This window comes from Marinobacter similis (genome assembly GCF_000830985.1).
Lineage (GTDB): Bacteria > Pseudomonadota > Gammaproteobacteria > Pseudomonadales > Oleiphilaceae > Marinobacter > Marinobacter similis.
Window position 1 is genome coordinate 3,962,834 of sequence record NZ_CP007151.1, and the last position, 13,063, is coordinate 3,975,896.

The following is a 13,063-nucleotide window of genomic DNA, read 5'->3' on the forward strand; positions in this document are numbered from 1 at the left end:
AAGCTGGATACTGTCTAATGAAATCCAAAGCCCTGATCAACTTGCTGAGCGATGGCGACGTCCACTCTGGCGAATTCCTGGCCGCTCAGCTCGGCGTCAGCAGGACCGCAGTTTGGAAGCAAGTCCGGCGGGCGATGGACGAAGGGGTAAAGATTGAGACCATTCGTGGTCGGGGTTACCAGTTGCTGTCCTCGGTAGACCTGCTCGATCGCGATGCCATCCTGGCCGATGTTGATAACGGCTATCGCTCAGCACTGTCATTGGTGGTACTGGATGAAGTCGATTCCACCAACGCTGAGGTTTTGCGGCAAGTGGCCGACGGCGTTTCCGGTGTGCCGGTGGCCATTGCAGATTGCCAGACCGCTGGTCGAGGTCGTCGTGGCCGGGTCTGGAGTAGTCCGCGCGGTCAGAATCTGTACCTCAGTATTGGGCTGACTTTTCATGGCGGTTTCTCTGTGCTGGACGGCTTGAGCCTGGTGCTGGGGGTGGCTGTGGCCAACGCCCTGGAAACCCTGGGGGCTTCGGATATTGGTCTGAAGTGGCCCAACGACATCTTCCTTCCCAGTGGTAAGTTGGGCGGCATCCTGATCGAGTTGCAGGGGGAGTTGCAGGAGGGGGTGGTTCAGGTGATTGCCGGTATTGGCATCAATGTGCACATGGCTGAAGCTGAGGAAGTGGATCAACCCTGGAGCAGTCTTGGAAATGCCAGTCCGGGCATTGACTGGTCGAGGAATGCCATTGCCGGCAACATCATCACCGCCGTACTCGATGCGGCCCATCAGTTCTCTGAAAATGGCTTTCCCGATTTCCACGCGCCTTGGCAGCGCCGGGATATCTTTGCGGGTATGCCGCTGGAGGCGCGCAATGGCGAACTTCACGGTACTGGCGAAGGTATCGATGAGGCTGGTAATTACCTCCTGCGCACAGAGCAAGGAGTTGTGCCAGTGAGGGCAGGCGAAATCAGTTTAAGGGTTGTCCAATGAGGTTGTTGGTTGATGCCGGCAATTCGAGATTGAAGTGGCGACTGGATCGGGGCGGGCAGATTGTCGCCCAGGGAGTGGGTAGCTGGACGATGCCAATCCCATGCCCGGGTTGGAGGCAAACTCGGCCGAGATTACAGCAGTCGCGGTTTCTACCGTGGCTGCGGAAGACAAGCGCCTGGCCTTGCAGGCTTTCCTGGAGCGCCAAACAGAAGCACCGGTTCGGTTTTATTGGTCCGAGCGGGAGCGTGGTGACCTTGTAAACGCCTATAGCAATTATCCGAAAATGGGCGCCGACCGCTGGCATGCCATGTATGGTGCCTGGGCCCTCTATCGCCAGGGCGTGGCTGTCGTGGATGCCGGTAGTGCTGTGACGGTGGATTATGTTGATAGCTCGGGCCGACACCTTGGTGGCTTTATCCTGCCGGGTTTGCAGATGATGCTCCGGAGCCTGAAGAATGACGCCGCCCGGATCGGTTTCGATCCGGACCAGGTGCTGGAGACCAGTCCCGGGCATTCCACCGGTGAGTGTGTGAACCACGGCCTGGCCTGGTTGTCGGCAGCGATGGTGGAGCGTGTGCACGCCGATGTCCGAAAATTTGGCCTGGAGCGGATTCTGGTCACCGGTGGTGACGCTGATCGACTTATGGGGTTGGGATTGTCGGCTGAGATACGGCCGCAGCTGGTATTGGACGGATTAGCGCTGATTGATTCGGAGGATCATGCGCAATGAAGTGGTTTATTTTTATCCTCCTATTCCTCAATCTCGGTCTCTGGTATGGCGCCGGAGCGTTTCAAAGTCCCGAGCGATCAAAGGTAATCGCCAGCGGCAACCTGCCGAGAGTGGCCAGTCTCAAAGCCGAGGAGTCCGTTGAGGTGCTGCGCCACGGGAAGCCCCGGTCAATCAGTCGTTATCGACCGCTGACGCTCAAAAGGTCTCGGGTACTCCCGGGTCCGATGAGTCTTCAGCGCAGCTTTCAGAGCGTGAGTCGGACATGCCAGCATTGGTGTGTGGTCGCCTGGGGCTGATTCCTTCCCTTGATGCGGCCAAAGCATTGGTTGCTGGCCAGCCAATGGCAGGGGAGGTTGGTTTAGGCTGGCAGGAGGTAACCCGGGAATTGCCTTCGTTTCATTGGGTAATCATTCCCCCGCAGCCGCCCGCGGTGGCCTTGAAACAGTTTCGGGATATCCAGCGCCAGGCATCGATTCGTACCTGGTGACCGAGGGTGAGAACCGAAACGCCATTTCTTTGGGCCTGTTTGAGTCTCGTGAAGCTGCAATATCCGTGCTCGAAGAAAAAAAACGTCAGAATCTTAACGCAGTACTGGCCAACTTCCCCCGAAATCAGATAAGCTACGCGCTCGTTTTTAAGGCTGAGCCAGATCTTGTAAAAGATGTGGTGCAGGCGGTAAAAACGGATTACGGAGCGGATTTCGATTTCGTCGAAATCAACCCTTGCTAGGGTGTTGCAACGCTCTGAAAAAATCCGTAGTATACCGCCCTCGCTGACGAGGCGAATGTGAGCTGGCGTAGCTCAGTTGGTAGAGCAGCTGACTTGTAATCAGCAGGTCGGGGGTTCGATTCCGTCCGCCAGCTCCACTTTTTTTGACAGTGTCGCGATAGCGATACTGACTCGGAGGGGTTCCCGAGTGGCCAAAGGGATCAGACTGTAAATCTGACGGCATCGCCTTCGCAGGTTCGAATCCTGCCCCCTCCACCACTAATTGCTCGCGGGCATCGTATAGTGGCTATTACCTCAGCCTTCCAAGCTGATGACGCGGGTTCGATTCCCGCTGCCCGCTCCAATTTGGTTTTGCAATGCTCATGTAGCTCAGTTGGTAGAGCACACCCTTGGTAAGGGTGAGGTCGGCGGTTCAAATCCGCCCATGAGCTCCATCATTAATCCGGTCAACGTTACGATCCAGGTTGATTAGGGAGATTGGTCGAATGTCTAAAGAAAAGTTTGATCGCAGTAAGCCCCGACCCCGACCCCGGGATTCTGTGCCCTCGGCCCAGGGCGGTGCGATCAGGGGCACCGGGATCGGCTGCTGACGGTCGCTGATCGGTTCCGGCCGGCGCCGGCGGCAAAACAGTCCCGGTTCTGCGCCGACAGGTAGCTGGCGGCAAACATCGCGGGGGTCTCGATCTCGGCCTGCACCAGGGCGCGGTGCTGCTCCGGGGCCACGCTGAGCTGGTGTTGGCCCGGCCCCAGTTCCAGTTCGACCTGTGCCAGCCGGCCAGGGAACTCGGTGTCGGAACCGATGATCCGATGCCGGTTGAAGACACCGCTGTTGAGCACGGGAAACCGGTAGGCCCGGCCGTTGTGTCGGACCCTGAGCCAATCGTTGAGTCGGCTATCGCGCTGCTGATGCAGCAGCCGGGCGTTCAGGCGCAGGCGCACGGGCCCGGTGACGGTCAGGGCCAGCGGCCGGTCGGGCGCCACCCGGTGACGCTGGTAGAAACGATCCAGGTCCGGGTTGTGCAGGTTGACCCGGTCCAGCTCCCCGGCAAAGCCCCCAGGCCAGTCCTGCCAGCGCCAGCGGCCGGGATAGCGCTCATGAAACTGTCGCAGCCAGGCCGAGGCGGTGAGGTGCTCGCGCTCCGGCAGACTGGCCCAAAACGCCAGGACCGGAGGCGCCACCGACTCGTCCTGGGGCTCCGGCGTTACCTGGTAGTGTTCGGCCAGGTACAGATGGCGCCAGCCCGAGCGCTCCGGCGCCGGTAACTCCCGGGTCAGTTCGTGCAGGGTCAGCGGCCAGTCCGCCTGTATCGCCAGTCGCATTGCCTGCTCCCGCAATTGCACCTGCTGGCCGGTGTAGCGCCCGGACCGGTGCAGGACCAGGGCCAGTTTGAGCGCTTCGGTATCGAGCCCCTGGCGCTCCAGCATCAGCGCCAGCTCGGGCAGCACCCGATCGTCATCATGGTGCAGAAACGCCGTCGCCAACAGACTTTCCAGTCCGTACTGATTGTCCTCGCGACGCCAGGTCTGGATCAGGAACCGGTAGGCCCGGTCCCGAACCCGGGCACTGTTTGAATACAGGTACAGGCCCTGGGCATAGCTGACCGCCAGGGTGTCTTCGCCACTGGCCACCAGCCCGTCCAGATTGGCCAGGGCCTCGGCGTCTGAGGGCGCCTTGAACGTCGGCGACAAATCGTCGATGAAGCTGTGGTAGCGACTGTTCAGCCAGTCCCGCAGGAACTGACTGTCCCGCCACAGCAAGGCTGGCACCGGTGCCTGACTGTCGGTTTGTTCCGGAACCGGAGCACGCCAGCTGCGGGCCAGGCCCGCCATGTCCGACGCCTCAGGAAGTCCCAATATTCCGCTTCGGTGAGTGCCGGGTGACGGCCTTCGCGCACCGTCGCACGGGCCCAGGTAGCGCCTTCCAGGGGGTCGATCCGCACGGTCGACGTACCCTCCGGCAGATCCAGGGTCAGGTCACCGGTCATGACCTTGGGCGCGGCGGTCGGCAGCCCCTGTTGCTCCTGGCTCTGACCGGTCAGTCGCAGCTGGCCACCGTGCGCCAGGGTGGCGTCGGAGAAGCGCAGCAACCACTCCTGATCGCCGGCGTCAGCCTCAGGCTCGCGGCCTGCTCCGGATACGCCAGGGTCAGCCGCAACTGGGTCGGGCCCGGCGTTTCCGGCAGGGCCAGAGTCAGGGGCCGATGGGCGACCTGGAAGAAGGTCTCCGGTTCGAGGTCAACCGGGCCTGGCGGCACAAAGCGCAGCTCGTCATCGGGCGTGAGGTTCAGTTCGGCGGTCTGCGCCACCAGCCGTTTCTGGGGGGCGCCCTGGTCCGGCCACAGGAGCCGGTCCTGGGTGTAGCTCAAACTGAAGCGGTTGTGCAGAAAGCCACCCGGCCAGCCCGGAGCAGCCTCGGAATCGAAGCTGGCAGCCGCCAGATGGGCGGCGCCGGCGCCCTGTTCAAGCACCGCTTGCGTGGCCCGCTGGCGCTGGCTTTGCTGGAACAGCAAGCGGTCGCGCAGGATCGCCTCGGTTTCACGCCAGGGCCGCTCCGACGCCGACGAACTGACTCGGTCGGGCTGGGCCTGCAGCAAGGCCAGCAACAAGTCGTGATCGGCCTTGAGGGTGACCCGGTGGTCGCCTTCCGGCACCCAGAGGTACAAGCGCTCGGGCTGGCTCAACAACAGCGTGCGCCGTTTCAGATGATAGACATGATTGTTGTCGTCGGCGAAATGCAGGTAATGGCGCTCAAGTGGTTCGTCGTCCAGACCGACGGATAGGCGATGCCGACGGGCATCGGCCAGGTCGTTGCGAACGTCGCGCAGCTCGACGGCAAACAGACCCGGGCCCTGCACCCAGAACTCGTGGGGCTCGGTGTGGTGCAGCCAATGGCCACGCTGCAGGGCCTGTTGCGGATGCTGGCCCACCGTCACCTCCGGCAGGCCCTCGATGGCCCGGGAATGCCAGCGGAAGGCTTCCGGCGTCGGTACCCGTCGACCTTCCGCCACCTGGAATTGCAGCGGTTCGGCGCCGGTGTTGGTCAGCCAGATTTCCCGGTCCGCCGGTAGGGGCGCCGTGCTGGCCCGGCTGCCGTCGACCGCCAGCCGGTCAGGGGCAGCGGGTTCGCTTCGTGGTGGAGAACAAAGGAAACCTCGTGCATGAGTTCAATGTTGGCACTCCCGACATGCACGAAGCTCATCAAGAGGAAATGATGATGATGGTTGAGCATGGCGTGATCCAGGGCGGCAAGCTGAACCACGACATGATGAACATGGATATGGGCAATGGCCATTCCATGAAACACGACGATCCAAACAGTGTTTTGCTGGAACCCGGCCAAAGCAAAGAAGTGGTTTGGAAGTTCTCTGATAAAGGCAACATCGAATTTGCGTGCAACGTGCCAGGCCACTATCAAGCCGGGATGTACGGTGAGATCAGTTTCGAGTAACTCGCTTGACTTAAGTCCGCGAGCGCGGGGCTGAGACACATTTCTCGGCCCGGCTTTAATGATGTGTAGTAGTTTGGAGAAAAAAGATGAAAACACGTCTTTTTACAGGACTTTTGAGCCTGCTGATCCCAGCCATGGTTATGGCCGGTGAATACAATCTGACGGTCGACCGCGTTGAAATTGACACCGGTGATTTCGTGAAGGAAGGCATTGGATACAACGGGAAATCCCCCGGGCCAGTGATGCGCTTCAAGGAAGGCGAAAACGTCAAGATCAACGTGACCAACAACCTGGATGAGATGACGTCCATTCACTGGCATGGTTTGATCCTTCCTTTTGATCAGGACGGCGTGCCCGGAATCAGCTTCCCAGGTATCAAACCGGGTGAAACCTTCACCTACGAATTCCCAATCCAACAGGCGGGCACCTACTGGTTCCACAGCCATTCAGGCTTCCAGGAGCCAGATGGCGCTTATGGTTCTATTGTTATTGAGCCTGAAGGTCGTGAGCCGTTTCGCTACGATCGGGAATACGTGGTACAGCTCACCGACAAACACCCCCATTCCGGTGACCGCATCATGCGCAACCTGAAAATGATGCCGGATTACTACAACCGCGAGCAGCAAACCGTTGGCGAGTTTTTCTCGGACGTTTCAAAAAATGGTCTGATGAACACCGTCAGTGACCGTATGGCCTGGGGTGGTATGCGGATGATGAAGGCGGACGTTGAGGACTTGCAGGGCTTTACGGGCCTGATCAACGGCAAAGGGCCGGACCAAAACTGGACGGGACTCTTTGAACCAGGCGAGCGCATTCGGTTGCGTTTTATCAATTCCTCGGCCATGACCTACTTCGACATCCGGATTCCGGGTCTGGACATGACTGTTGTGCAGGCTGATGGCAACAACGTTCAGCCGGTTAGTGTGGATGAATTCCGGATTGGTGTGGCGGAAACCTACGATGTGATCGTCCGACCGAAAGATGAGCAGGCCTACACCATATTCGCCGAATCCATGGGGCGTTCGGGCTATGCCAGAGCGACACTGGCCCCAGAAGAGGGCATGGAAGCAGCCGTGCCGCAACTGCGTGAACCGGCCCGCCTGACCATGGCCGACATGAGCGGTATGCATGGCATGGACCATGGCAGCATGGCCGGAATGGATCATGGCGACATGGATATGAGCAGCTCAGAAGGGATGGGCGGAATGGACCATTCTTCGATGGAGGGAATGGATCACTCGAATATGCAAGGAATGGATCATTCGACATGGAAGGCATGGATCACGGTTCCATGGCGATGGGTAAAAAAGAAGGTCCAAGCGATCCCTTCTACGCCAAGGGTAGTGGCCTCGTACCTACCGCAGCCAATGGCGGTAAGTTCTTGTCCTACGCTGACCTGAAGGCTCAGGACCCGTTGTATGAAGACCGCGAACCGACCCGGGAAATTGAGCTTCGTTTGACCGGCAATATGGAGCGGTATACCTGGAGCATTAATGGCGTCAAGTACGAAGACGCAGACCCAATTCGTCTCAAATACGGTGAGCGAGTTCGCTTCAAATTCGTGAACGAGACCATGATGACTCACCCCATGCACCTGCACGGTATGTGGTCCATTCTCGATGTTGGTGCAGACCAATGGAACCCGATCAAGCACACGGTCAGTGTGCAGCCAGGCACCACGGTTTACATGGAAACCGAGGTCGACGAGCCCGGCCAGTGGGCGTTCCACTGTCACCTGTCCTATCACGCGGCCGCTGGTATGTTCCGCAAGGTCATTGTTGAAGGTGGGCCAGAGTCGGCGCAGGCTGTCAGCCGTCGGACCGGCCGGGCGTGGGCGGAGCAGTTTTGGGCTGAGGGCGGGACGGCGCTGGTGCCGCCTCCACCCAGGGCTCTGCAACCCCATCAGCCTCGTCGCTGCCAAACTCGAAGTCAGGACTGGCCGCCGCGCCTGGCAGGGCATCACGGGCATACCACAACCGTATCCCTGCCGCGCCGAGATAGAACTGTCGTTCGGTTTCCGTTTGAATCATCCGGTTTGCCCAGTGTCGCCGCTAGAATGCATTTACACGTCCGCAACCTGAGGGTGTTGCCGGATACCCCCACGGCTGATCAGGTTGAGTGCTTCGATGTAGCTTTTGCCGAGGCGATGATGATATCGGTGTCGGCACCCACTCCGTTCACAATACGGCCTCCACGCTCCAGGCGCACGGTCACCTCGCCCTGAGCGTCGGTACCGCTGGTGATCGCATTGACAGAATAGAGCTGCAGATTGCAGCCGGAATCCACCAGGGATTCAATGGCCTTGAAGGTGGCGTCCACTGGCCCACTCCCCTCGGCCTCAACCTTGTGCTCCTTGCCATCGAGGGTCAGTGTCATGTTGGCCTTGGGCACAACACCGGTCTCGGAACAGACCTGCATGCACACCAGACCATAACGACCAATTTCCTCTTTCTGGCGGGTATCACTGGCAATCGCCTGGAGATCCTCGTCGAAGATCTCGTGCTTGAGGTCGGCCAAGGCCTTAAACCGGGTGAATGCCTCGTTCAGCTCGGTCTCGGTGTCGAACTGGATACCCAACTCCAGCAACCGGGTACGGAAGGCATTCCGGCCGGAATGTTTGCCCAGCACCAAGGAATTGGTGTGCCAGCCCACGTCCTCGGCACGCATGATTTCATAGGTCTCACGGTGCTTCAGTACGCCGTCCTGGTGAATACCCGATTCGTGAGCAAAGGCATTGGCACCGACGATGGCCTTGTTGGGCTGGACCGGGAAGCCGGTAATGGTGGATACCAGGCGCGAGGCCGGAACAATGTGCCGCGCATCCACCTGGGTATCGATGTTGAACAGGTCCTGACGAGTACGGACCGCCATGACGATCTCTTCAAGGGAAGCATTACCAGCACGTTCGCCCAAACCATTGATAGTGCACTCCACCTGACGAGCACCCTGGGTTACTGCCGCCAGGGAGTTGGCAACGGCCAGCCCCAGATCGTTGTGGCAGTGGACCGAGAAAATCGCCTTGTCGGCATTAGGAATGCGGTTCAGCAGCTGGTGAATGGTTTCACCGAACTGCTCGGGAATGGCGTAGCCTACGGTGTCCGGGATATTGATGGTGCGAGCACCGGCTTCAATGGCCGCCTCAATGATCCGGCACAGGAAGTCCAGCTCCGAGCGGCCGGCGTCTTCACAGGAGAACTCCACGTCCTCGACGTGACTGCGAGCACGCTTCACCGCGCGCACCGCTTGTTCCACCACTTCGTCTGGCTGCATCTGCAGCTTGTGCTTCATGTGGATGGGGGACGTAGCGATGAAGGTATGAATTCGCCCCCGCTCAGCTGGCTGAATTGCCTCGGCCGCCCGATCGATGTCTTTGTCGAGAGCCCGGGCCAGACTGCAGACCGTAGATTCCTTGATGGACTCGGCAATGGCCTTCACCGCCTCGAAATCGCCCTGGCTGGCGATGGCGAACCCGGCTTCGATGACGTCAACACGGAGCTTCTCCAGCGCCTTGGCAATCCGGAGCTTCTCCGTCTTGTTCATGGTTGCGCCGGGGCTTTGCTCGCCGTCGCGAAGCGTGGTGTCAAAGATAACCAGGTGGTCTTGGGCGGGCATTCGAGGGCTCCATCAAACAGTGTGGCTCAGTATAGCGGGAGTATACCATCGCCCGGGCTTTTCGTTCAGGCAATAAAAAACCCCAGCCTCGAAGAAGCTGGGGTTTTCTGGACTTACCCCGGTCCACTAGACACTCCTGGCCTATGATTAGAGCATAGGAGGAACTGCTATGAGCAGCCAACGTTATCCCCCGGAATTCAAAGACGAAGCGGTCCGGCAAGTGCTGGAGCGGGGCTATACCGTCGCCGAAGTGTCGCAACGACTGGGAGTCTCGGCTCACAGCCTCTACAAATGGGTTAAGGCCGTGAAGCCGAATAAGTCTGATGAACAGGCTGCCGAACTGGTCGAAGCCAAGAGCGAGATTCTCAGGCTGCGTGCCCAGATGCGTCGGATCGAAGAAGAGCGGGATATCCTAAAAAAGGCCGCTCGGTACTTTGCCAGAGAGCCCGAGTAAAGTACCGGTTTATCAACGATCACCGACACGAATTCAACACCATGACCATGTGTCGTGTGCTCCAGGTGGCTCGCAGCGGGTTTTATCAGTGGCTGCATAAGCCCTTGTCTGACCGAGCCATCGATAACCAGCGGCTGCTGGCGCAGATCCTGGCGTCGTATCAGGCAGCTCTGGGGTGTACGGCGCTCCCCGGGTGTTTCTGGACCTTCGGGAGGCCGGAGAAACCTGCGGCAAGAACCGGGTCGCCCGGTTGATGAAAGAACATAAAATCAAGGCGCTACGTGGCTATAAAGCGCCGAGGGTGATCGCCGGACGACCGTCAATTCTCACTCCGAACAAGCTCCAGCGAGAGTTCACGGTGAGTCGCCCAGACAAAGCCTGGGTGACCGACATTACCTACCTCCGCACTTGGCAAGGCTGGCTGTATCTGGCGGTGGTGGTCGATCTGTTCTCGCGTCGTGTGGTGGGGTGGTCGATGAAACCCACCCTGCATCGCAGCCTGGTGGTGGATGCTCTGTTAATGGCCGTCTGGCGGCGGCGTCCAAAGGATAAAGTGCTGGTGCATTCGGATCAGGGCTCGCAATACGGCAGTGATGACTGGCATCGATTCTGTCTGGCCCACAACCTGGACCCCAGCATGAGCCGTCGGGGTAATTGCTGGGATAATGCGGTGGCAGAATCCTTCTTCAGCAGCCTGAAAAAGGAACGTATCCGCAAACGGATCTACAAAACCCGTGACCAGGCTAAGGCGGATGTGTTCGACTACATCGAGGTATTTTATAACCGGGTCCGACGTCATACCCACCTGGGAGGCGTCAGCCCGGAGGCCTTTGAGATGGCCTCCGTTTGAGGCTGGGGTGTGTCATGCGTATCGGGGGAAGTCCACCGCACTTGAACGTTGGCACCATTGGTCACGTTGACCATGGTAAGACCACACTGACCGCCGCTCTGACTCGTGTATGTCACGAAGTTTGGGGCACAGGTTCTGCGAGTGCATTCGATCAGATCGATAACGCTCCGGAAGAGAAAGCGCGTGGTATCACCATCGCTACCTCTCACGTTGAGTACGACTCCCCGACTCGTCACTACGCACACGTAGATTGCCCGGGCCACGCTGACTATGTGAAGAACATGATCACTGGTGCGGCGCAGATGGACGGCGCGATCCTGGTTTGCTCCGCAGCTGACGGCCCCATGCCGCAGACTCGTGAGCACATCCTGCTGTCTCGTCAGGTTGGCGTTCCGTTCATCGTTGTGTTCCTGAACAAAGCGGACATGGTCGATGACGAAGAGCTGCTCGAGCTAGTTGAGATGGAAGTTCGTGATCTGCTGAGCCAGTACGACTTCCCGGGCGACGACACTCCGATCGTTACCGGTTCCGCGCTGATGGCGCTGGAAGGTAAGGACGACAACGAGATGGGTACTACCGCTGTTAAGAAGCTGGTAGAAGCCCTGGACGACTACATCCCTGAGCCAGAGCGTGCTATCGATCAGCCGTTCCTGATGCCGATCGAGGACGTATTCTCCATCTCTGGTCGTGGTACCGTTGTGACCGGTCGTGTTGAGCGTGGCGTTATCAAGGTTGGTGAAGAGATCGAGATTGTTGGTATCAAAGATACCGTCAAGACGACTTGCACCGGCGTTGAGATGTTCCGTAAGCTGCTGGACGAAGGCCGTGCTGGTGAGAACGTTGGTGTTCTGCTGCGTGGTACCAAGCGTGACGACGTTGAGCGTGGTCAGGTTCTGTGTAAGCCGGGCTCAATCAAGCCGCACACCAAGTTCGAGTGCGAAGTGTACGTATTGAGCAAAGATGAAGGCGGTCGTCATACTCCGTTCTTCAAGGGCTACCGTCCTCAGTTTTACTTCCGTACCACCGACGTAACTGGTTCCTGTGAACTGCCGGAAGGCGTGGAAATGGTTATGCCGGGTGACAACGTGAAGATGAGCGTTACCCTGATCGCTCCGATCGCCATGGAAGATGGCCTGCGCTTCGCGATTCGCGAAGGTGGTCGTACCGTTGGTGCCGGCGTGGTCGCCAAGATCATCGAGTAAGGTGGTGGTGGCTTTGGCGGCGGTGGAGGCGGCTTCGGCGGCGGCGGTGCCTCTGGTGGCTGGTAGCTCCGCATTGATAGCCAAGCGCGCTGAACCCCCTCACTTGACGATGAGACTGAAAGAATCATGACATTATTAAGCAAGAGCGATCAGGAAGCCGTTACTGCAGCCATTAACGAGGTGGAACGGGAAACCGACGCCGAACTGGTCACGGTACTGACGGCCCAGTCAGATAACTACAGCTATATTCCCCTGCTCTGGGCCGGCATCCTGGCGTTGCTGGTGCCCGGCATTGCCAATTACTTCGTCAGCTGGCTCGGTGCCGACATGCTGTTGCTGGTGCAGTGGGGTACGTTCATCCTGCTCAGCCTGCTGTTTCGGGTGCCCGGCATTAACACTCGCCTGATTCCCCGGCAGGTGCGTTACTGGAGGGCCTCCAACCTGGCGCGCCGGCAGTTTCTGGAGCAGAACCTGCATCATACCGAAGGCGACACTGGCATGCTGATCTTCGTCTCGGAGGCGGAGCGCTATGTGGAGATTCTGGTGGATCAGGGCATTGCCGACATTCTGGACAACACAGTGTGGGAAGACATCGTGGCGGATTTCACCGCAAGGTGCACCAGGGCCAGACGCGGCAGGGTTTTCTTGACTGCATTGCCAGATGCGGGAAGCTCCTGAAAGAGCACATACCCTCTACCCACGAACGCAACGAGCTGCCCAATCATCTGGTAATTCTGCCCTAACGACGAAGGGAGCCAACGCTATGGAGTGCCGCGACACAGCTGCGGGTTGCGCGTTCAGCCGGAACTGGTTAGCTCTGACATCAATTGTTTCACCTCGATGGTAGCATCCGCCATCCTCGAGGGATCCAGCGTTCGTTTCTGGCTGAGCAGTTTTTTGGCAAGCATGAATTCAGGCGGGCGATTGACGCAATCGGCGGCGATCAGCTTTCCCTCCTTGACATGATTAATACGTAAACCGATCCAGTAATGAAACATAACGCCATGCTAAGCCGCATAGACTTACCCCGGTCCACTAGACACTCCTAGCCTATGA

At 58.9% G+C, this 13,063-nt stretch carries 10 protein-coding genes, 4 tRNA genes and 5 pseudogenes; 13 read left to right on the forward strand and 6 right to left on the reverse strand.

From position 1 onward, the window contains the following. Positions 1-17: 17 nt before the first annotated feature. From AU14_RS18355 to AU14_RS18385, 8 genes are all read left to right on the forward strand, one after another. On the forward strand, positions 18-983 hold the full coding sequence (locus tag AU14_RS18355; RefSeq protein WP_041343352.1) for a biotin--[acetyl-CoA-carboxylase] ligase: 966 nt from the start codon (positions 18-20) through the stop codon (positions 981-983). Between the two features lie 100 nt (positions 984-1,083). After that, entirely contained in the window at positions 1,084-1,713 is a 630-nt protein-coding gene (locus AU14_RS18360) for a type III pantothenate kinase (protein ID WP_236744214.1), read from the forward strand. Between the two features lie 262 nt (positions 1,714-1,975). After that, positions 1,976-2,200: a hypothetical protein gene (locus AU14_RS22460; RefSeq protein ID WP_236744215.1), complete on the forward strand. Its 225-nt coding sequence runs from the start codon at positions 1,976-1,978 to the stop codon at positions 2,198-2,200. Next, positions 2,197-2,442: a hypothetical protein gene (locus AU14_RS22465; protein WP_236744216.1), complete on the forward strand. Its 246-nt coding sequence runs from the start codon at positions 2,197-2,199 to the stop codon at positions 2,440-2,442. Before AU14_RS22460 ends, AU14_RS22465 begins: the two co-directional genes overlap by 4 nt. Before the next feature lie 61 nt (positions 2,443-2,503). Next, positions 2,504-2,579, forward strand: a tRNA-Thr gene (locus AU14_RS18370). A gap of 36 nt (positions 2,580-2,615) precedes the next feature. Continuing rightward, a tRNA-Tyr gene (locus AU14_RS18375) sits at positions 2,616-2,700 on the forward strand. A gap of 10 nt (positions 2,701-2,710) precedes the next feature. Then, positions 2,711-2,785, forward strand: a tRNA-Gly gene (locus AU14_RS18380). A 15-nt stretch (positions 2,786-2,800) separates the two neighbouring features. Continuing rightward, positions 2,801-2,876, forward strand: a tRNA-Thr gene (locus AU14_RS18385). A 130-nt stretch (positions 2,877-3,006) separates the two neighbouring features. On the opposite strand, the gene AU14_RS18390 is transcribed toward AU14_RS18385, so the two are convergent. Genes AU14_RS18390 through AU14_RS18395 form a run of 3 tightly spaced genes read right to left on the reverse strand, consistent with a single transcriptional unit; the run spans position 3,007 to position 5,449 of the window. Beyond that, positions 3,007-4,272, reverse strand: coding sequence for a hypothetical protein (locus AU14_RS18390; RefSeq protein ID WP_041343355.1), 1,266 nt, complete (start codon positions 4,270-4,272; stop codon positions 3,007-3,009). After that, positions 4,161-4,529 (reverse strand): hypothetical protein, encoded by a 369-nt coding sequence (locus tag AU14_RS19455; RefSeq protein ID WP_148312790.1) that lies wholly within the window; start codon positions 4,527-4,529, stop codon positions 4,161-4,163. Before AU14_RS19455 ends, AU14_RS18390 begins: the two co-directional genes overlap by 112 nt. Beyond that, positions 4,478-5,449: a hypothetical protein gene (locus AU14_RS18395; RefSeq protein ID WP_162484125.1), complete on the reverse strand. Its 972-nt coding sequence runs from the start codon at positions 5,447-5,449 to the stop codon at positions 4,478-4,480. The genes AU14_RS19455 and AU14_RS18395 overlap by 52 nt, the downstream gene beginning before the upstream one ends. 104 nt (positions 5,450-5,553) lie before the next feature. On the opposite strand from AU14_RS18395, the pseudogene AU14_RS18400 reads away from it, so the two are divergent. Then, positions 5,554-5,889, forward strand: a pseudogene (locus tag AU14_RS18400) (cupredoxin domain-containing protein); the annotation flags it as partial. Positions 5,890-5,975: 86 nt separating this feature from the next. Then, positions 5,976-7,696, forward strand: a pseudogene (locus AU14_RS18405) (copper resistance system multicopper oxidase); the annotation flags it as partial. Position 7,697: 1 nt separating this feature from the next. Here AU14_RS18405 and AU14_RS19570 read toward each other — a convergent pair. Both AU14_RS19570 and AU14_RS18415 read right to left on the reverse strand, forming a co-directional pair. Continuing rightward, positions 7,698-7,919 carry a hypothetical protein gene (locus AU14_RS19570; protein ID WP_041343361.1) on the reverse strand — a complete coding sequence of 74 codons (222 nt, stop codon included), beginning with the start codon at positions 7,917-7,919 and terminating at the stop codon, positions 7,698-7,700. Positions 7,920-7,951: 32 nt separating this feature from the next. After that, positions 7,952-9,501 (reverse strand): annotated as a pseudogene (locus AU14_RS18415) (2-isopropylmalate synthase). A gap of 169 nt (positions 9,502-9,670) precedes the next feature. Here AU14_RS18415 and AU14_RS18425 point away from each other — a divergent pair. The 3 genes and pseudogenes from AU14_RS18425 to AU14_RS18435 all read left to right on the forward strand — a co-directional run bounded on the left by AU14_RS18425 (position 9,671) and on the right by AU14_RS18435 (position 12,750). Then, positions 9,671-10,805: pseudogene (locus AU14_RS18425) on the forward strand (IS3 family transposase). 14 nt (positions 10,806-10,819) lie between these two features. Beyond that, on the forward strand, positions 10,820-12,007 hold the full coding sequence (gene tuf, locus AU14_RS18430; protein WP_041343366.1) for an elongation factor Tu: 1,188 nt from the start codon (positions 10,820-10,822) through the stop codon (positions 12,005-12,007). Between the two features lie 126 nt (positions 12,008-12,133). Then, a pseudogene (locus AU14_RS18435) lies at positions 12,134-12,750 on the forward strand (TPM domain-containing protein). A 54-nt stretch (positions 12,751-12,804) separates the two neighbouring features. Here AU14_RS18435 and AU14_RS18440 read toward each other — a convergent pair. Beyond that, complete coding sequence (locus AU14_RS18440) at positions 12,805-13,005, reverse strand: oxidoreductase C-terminal domain-containing protein (RefSeq protein WP_041343369.1); 201 nt, start codon at positions 13,003-13,005, stop codon at positions 12,805-12,807. Between the last annotated feature and the right edge of the window lie 58 nt (positions 13,006-13,063).

Excerpts from the sequence above, each read along its gene's own strand:
- AU14_RS18355 (WP_041343352.1), top strand. The coding sequence starts at position 18 with ATGAAATCCAAAGCCCTGATCAACTTGCTGAGCGATGGCGACGTCCAC.
- AU14_RS18440 (WP_041343369.1), bottom strand. The coding sequence starts at position 13,005 with ATGTTTCATTACTGGATCGGTTTACGTATTAATCATGTCAAGGAGGGA.
- AU14_RS19570 (WP_041343361.1), bottom strand. The coding sequence starts at position 7,919 with ATGATTCAAACGGAAACCGAACGACAGTTCTATCTCGGCGCGGCAGGG.
- AU14_RS18360 (WP_236744214.1), top strand. The coding sequence starts at position 1,084 with ATGCCCGGGTTGGAGGCAAACTCGGCCGAGATTACAGCAGTCGCGGTT.
- AU14_RS18390 (WP_041343355.1), bottom strand. The coding sequence starts at position 4,272 with ATGGCGGGCCTGGCCCGCAGCTGGCGTGCTCCGGTTCCGGAACAAACC.
- AU14_RS22460 (WP_236744215.1), top strand. The coding sequence starts at position 1,976 with ATGCCAGCATTGGTGTGTGGTCGCCTGGGGCTGATTCCTTCCCTTGAT.
- tuf (WP_041343366.1), top strand. The coding sequence starts at position 10,820 with ATGCGTATCGGGGGAAGTCCACCGCACTTGAACGTTGGCACCATTGGT.